Annotated in this window: 5 protein-coding genes and 1 pseudogene; 5 read left to right on the top strand and 1 reads right to left on the bottom strand. The window is 72.2% G+C overall.

Going from position 1 to position 4,618, the window contains the following annotated elements:
* Positions 1 to 1,182: amidase (locus VGX25_RS34760; protein WP_326922230.1), on the top strand; the 1,182-nt coding region annotated here is incomplete at its 5' end.
* Positions 1,179 to 1,736 (top strand): TetR/AcrR family transcriptional regulator, encoded by a 558-nt coding sequence (locus tag VGX25_RS34755; RefSeq protein ID WP_326922229.1) that lies wholly within the window; start codon positions 1,179 to 1,181, stop codon positions 1,734 to 1,736. The genes VGX25_RS34760 and VGX25_RS34755, both read left to right, overlap by 4 nt.
* Before the next feature lie 6 nt (positions 1,737 to 1,742).
* Here VGX25_RS34755 and ddaH read toward each other — a convergent pair.
* Positions 1,743 to 2,642 (bottom strand): annotated as a pseudogene (gene ddaH, locus VGX25_RS34750) (dimethylargininase); the annotation flags it as partial.
* A 73-nt stretch (positions 2,643 to 2,715) separates the two neighbouring features.
* Between ddaH and VGX25_RS34745 the strand changes: the two are divergent.
* The 3 genes from VGX25_RS34745 to VGX25_RS34735 all read left to right on the top strand — a co-directional run.
* On the top strand, positions 2,716 to 3,165 hold the full coding sequence (locus VGX25_RS34745; RefSeq protein WP_326922228.1) for an Lrp/AsnC family transcriptional regulator: 450 nt from the start codon (positions 2,716 to 2,718) through the stop codon (positions 3,163 to 3,165).
* 11 nt (positions 3,166 to 3,176) lie between these two features.
* Positions 3,177 to 3,938, top strand: a complete 762-nt coding sequence (locus VGX25_RS34740) for an enoyl-CoA hydratase (RefSeq protein ID WP_326922227.1) — start codon at positions 3,177 to 3,179, stop codon at positions 3,936 to 3,938.
* 248 nt (positions 3,939 to 4,186) lie between these two features.
* The coding region (locus VGX25_RS34735; RefSeq protein WP_326922226.1) for a 2-oxoacid:acceptor oxidoreductase family protein at positions 4,187 to 4,618 on the top strand (432 nt) is incomplete at its 3' end.

Raw genomic sequence — 4,618 nt, 5'->3', positions numbered from 1 at the left:
CCGCTGCTCGGGGTGCCGATCGCGATCAAGGACGACGTGGACATCGCCGGCGAGCCCACGGCGTTCGGCTGCGCCGGCGACTTCCCGGTGCGGCAACACGACTGCGAGCTGGTCCGGCTGCTCAAGGCGGCCGGGGCGGTGATCGTCGGGAAGACCAACACGCCCGAGTTCGGCCTGTGGCCGATCACCGAGGGCGAGGCGTTCGGCGTCACCCGCAGCCCGTGGAGCCTGGACCACACCCCGGGCGGGTCGTCGGGTGGCTCGGCCGCCGCGGTGGCCGCCGGCGTCGTGCCGGCCGCGGTCGGCTCGGACGGCGCCGGGTCGGTGCGCATCCCCGCCGCGTGGAGCCATCTCGTCGGCATCAAGCCGCAGCGCGGCCGGGTCTCGCCGCTGCCGGCGACGGAGCTGTTCAACGGGATCACCACGAGCGGGCCGCTGGCACGGACCGTCGCCGACGCCGCGCTGCTGCTGGATGTGCTGGCGGGCCACCACGACCGGCGGGTGTTCCGGGCGGCCGCCGACCGCGAGCCCGGCCGGCTGACCGTCGCGCTGTCGCTGCGGCCGGCCTTCACCGGCGTGCGCGGCGTGACGCTGGACGACCGGGTGCGCGCCGCGGTCCTGCGGCTGGCCCGGCAGCTCGCCGCGCTCGGCCACCGGATCGTGGTCGCCGACCCCGACTACGGCATGATCGGGCTGAACTTCCTGCCGCGCTCGCTGGCCGGCGTCGACGACTGGTACCGCAGCGTGCCCGACCCCACCGTGCTCGATCACCGCACCCGGGAGAACGCGCGGGTGGGCCGCTGGCTGCGGGGCCCTGCGCTGCGGGCGTCGCGGTCGACGCTCGGCTACTTCCAGCGCCGGGCCGGCCGGATCTTCGACCGGGTGGACGTCGTGCTGACGCCCACCACCGCCACGCCGCCGCTGCCGATCGGCGCCATCGACGGGTTGCGCGGCTGGCAGACCGACCGGAAGGTGATCTCCGCCTGCCCGTACGCGTGGCCGTGGAACGTGCTCGGCTGGCCGGGGATCAACGTGCCGGCCGGGCTGACCGACGACGGGCTTCCGGTCGGCGCCCAGCTGCTCGGCCCTGCCGACAGCGAGGAGCTGCTGATCTCCCTTGCCGCGCAACTGGAAGGCGTCGAACGATGGCACGAGCGGACTCCCCCGTTGGCGATCCCATGAGGACCCGGATCCTGCGGGCGGTGCTGCGGGTGATCGGCTCGGAGGGCATCGGGGGCGTCACCAACCGCCGGGTGGCCCGCGAGGCCGGCGTCTCGCTCGGATCGATCACCTACCACTTCGAGACCCAGCACGAGCTGCTCCGGGAGAGCCTGCTGCTGTTCGTCCGCGAGGAGACCGCCCGGCTGCGCGCCATCGCCGAGTCGAGCCGGCAGGTCACCTCCGTCGAGGAGGCGGCCGCGGTCGTCGAGCGGGCGGCCGAGCGCATCACGTTCGGCCGGGAGGAGATCGCGCCGCTGGAGCTGTTCCTGCACGCCGGCCGCGACCCGCAGCTGCGCGACGCCGCGGCGACGTGCTTCGCCGCCTACGACCGGATCGCCCTGACCGTCCTATCCGGACTCGGCGTTCCCGGGCCGGAGCGGCTGGCCGGCCCCGTGGTGGCGCTGATCGCCGGCCTGCAGCTACGCCGCCTGGCCACCGGAACCACCGGCGACACCGGCATCGCCGAGGCGCTGACGATGCTGGTCGGCACCTTCCTGCCCAGCGGACCCCGCTAGCCCGTCGCGCAGCTCCATCGTGCAGCACTTGGGTCCGCCGCCGGACTTGCGCAGCTCGGAGATGTCGACCGGAACGGGTTGGTAGCCGTGCTCGGCGAGCCGCTCGGCGAGCCCGGTGGCCTCGACCGGCAGCACCACGTTGCGGCCGTCGGAAACCCCGTTCAGGCCAAGGCATTCCGCGTCGGCGGCGGTGGCGATGACGGCGTCGGGGAACAGCCGGTGCAGGACCCGCCGGGACCCCGGGGAGAAGGCGTCGGGGTAGTAGGCGATCCGCGCCGGCTCGGTCGGGCTGGCTTCGGTCAGGACGAACAGGGCGGTGTCGAGGTGGTAGAAGCGCGGGTCGACCAGCCGGAGGGAGACGACCGGGACGCCGAGGACCTCCTGGGCCTCGGCGTGCGCGCCGGGGTCGGTGCGGAAGCCGGTGCCGGCCAGCAGGAGGCTGCCGGTCCAGGCGAGGTCGCCCTCGGCCTCGTTGACGCTCACCGGCATGACGACGTCGCGGTAGCCGTTGTCGAGGAACCAGCGGCGGAAATGGTCGGCCTCGGCGGCCCGCTGCGGGGCGCGGAACCGGGCGCCGAGCACCCGGCCGTCGATCACGGTGCCCGAGTTGGCCGCGAACACCATGTCCGGCAGGCCGGGCTGGGGCTCGATGACCTCCACGGTGTGGCCGAGCCGCAGGTAGGTGTCGCGCAGCGCGGTCCACTGCGCGAGCGCGAGCTCGGTGTCGACCGGCCGGGTGGGGTCCATCCACGGGTTGATCGAGTACTCGACCGTGAAGTACCGCGGCGGGCACATGAGGTACCGGCGGCGGGTGGCGACCCGCTCCGCCACCCGGGCTTCGACGGCGCCCAATCCGATGTGCTCGCCGGGCGGGAAGCCGGGGCGGCCCATGGGAACGATCGTCATATTTTCAATGTATGGGCGGCGCAGACCGGCGATCAATATCGCATATTGCCGAGATGTATGCAGAATATTGCGTGTGGACACGATAGATCAGCGAATCGTTGCACGCCTGGTCGCCAACGCGCGCTCCAGCTATGCCGAGATCGGGAAGGTGGTCGGGCTGTCCGCGCCTGCGGTCAAGCGCCGGGTCGACCGGCTACTGGACATCGGCGTGCTGCGCGGGTTCACGGCCGTGGTGGACCCCGAGGCGCTCGGCTGGGGCACCGAGGCGTTCGTGGAGGTGCACTGCCGGGGCAACGTCACGCCCGAGCGGATCCGTGCCCGGCTGGAGCCGCTGCCCGAGGTGGTCGCGGCCTACACGGTCTCCGGCGCCGCGGACGCGGTGGTGCACTTGCGCGCGGCCAACATCCACCACCTCGAGGACGCGCTCGAGCGGCTGCGGGCGGTCGACATGATCGACCGGACGGTGTCGACCGTGGTGCTGTCCACCCTCCTCGAGCGGTCGCCGACACCGCGGCCTTCCTAAGGTATGAGGTTATGGAACCCGTGCTTGTCGAGCGGCGCGACGGGGTCGCCGTGGTCACGCTGAACGATCCGGATCGGCGCAACGCGCTCACCCTCGACAGCTCCGCGCGGCTGGCCGACGTGGTGGCCGAGTGCGAGCGCGACGACGGCGTCGCCGCGGTCGTGATCACCGGGGCGCCGCCGGCGTTCTGCGCGGGCGCCAACCTCGCCGCGCTCGGCGAGGCCCGCGAGGACGGCCTGCGCGCCATCTACTCCGGGTTCCTCGCCGTGGCCGGCTGCTCGCTGCCGACCATCGCCGCGGTCGGCGGCGCGGCGGTCGGCGCCGGGCTCAACCTGGCGCTGGCCTGCGACGTTCGCCTTGCCGGCCCGCGCGCCCGGTTCGACGCCCGGTTCCTCGCGCTCGGCATCCATCCCGGCGGTGGGATGACCTGGATGCTGCAGCGTGCGGTCGGCCAGCAGACGGCCATGGCGATGACCGTGCTCGGCCGGGTCGTGGACGCCGCGGAGGCCGAGCGGGTCGGGCTCGCGTTCCACATCGTGGACGCCGAGCATGACGGGTTGGTGGACGCGGCGGTCGCGCTCGCCGCTCCGGCGGTGGCGGCCCCGCGCGAGCTGGTGATCGCCACGAAGCGGACTTTGCGCACTACGGCGGCACTTGACCGGCACTCCGAGGCTGTCGAGGTCGAGCTGGCGGCGCAGCTGCGCTCGATGGACAGTCCCGCGTTCACAGAACTGCTCGCCGCCATGCGGGAAAAGATCTCCAGGTCCAGGTGAGCCCGGCGGGCACCTCAACCGCCCGCGGAGGTTCACAATTGAGACTGTGATCTGCACCGCGTCCCCATGGTCCGCGGCATGCCGACGCCTACCGTGGTGCCCACATGGTGGGCAGCTCACCTGCGTGGTTAACAGCCGCGGTCCGGGGAACGCTGAACCGAGTACGGAAACAACACGTATCCGCCAACGACTAGGCTTGGTGAGGGCAGCACGGGAGTAGAGCTGCCGCAGAGAGGGATCGGCTTACCATGAGCACCACCGTGGATGGTGACCTGGACGGGGGTACTGGGGACGTCGGACCCGCTCGGCCGACGGAGATTCGCCGGTTGGACCGGGTGGTGGTGCGGTTCGCCGGTGACTCCGGTGACGGCATGCAATTGACCGGTGACCGGTTCACGTCCGAAGCGGCCGCGTTCGGTAATGATCTGGCTACGCTGCCGAACTTTCCGGCCGAGATCCGGGCTCCCGCCGGGACGTTGCCCGGTGTGTCGAGCTTCCAGCTGCACTTCGCCGACTACGACATTCTCACTCCCGGCGACCGTCCGGACGTGCTGGTGGTGATGAACCCGGCCGCGCTCAAGGCGAACATCGCGGACCTGCCGGCCGGCGGCACGGTGATCGTCAACACCGACGAGTTCACCAAGCGCAACCTGACCAAGGTCGGCTACACCGCCGATCCA

Origin of the sequence: Actinophytocola sp. (genome assembly GCF_035942955.1) — a bacterium.
Taxonomy (GTDB): domain Bacteria; phylum Actinomycetota; class Actinomycetes; order Mycobacteriales; family Pseudonocardiaceae; genus DASYTH01.
This window is presented reverse-complemented; position numbering and strand designations above follow the sequence as displayed.

What these genes read in the sequence shown, in the direction of transcription:
- VGX25_RS34740 (WP_326922227.1), top strand. Translation starts at nt 3,177, where the DNA reads ATGGAACCCGTGCTTGTCGAGCGGCGCGACGGGGTCGCCGTGGTCACG.
- VGX25_RS34755 (WP_326922229.1), top strand. Translation starts at nt 1,179, where the DNA reads ATGAGGACCCGGATCCTGCGGGCGGTGCTGCGGGTGATCGGCTCGGAG.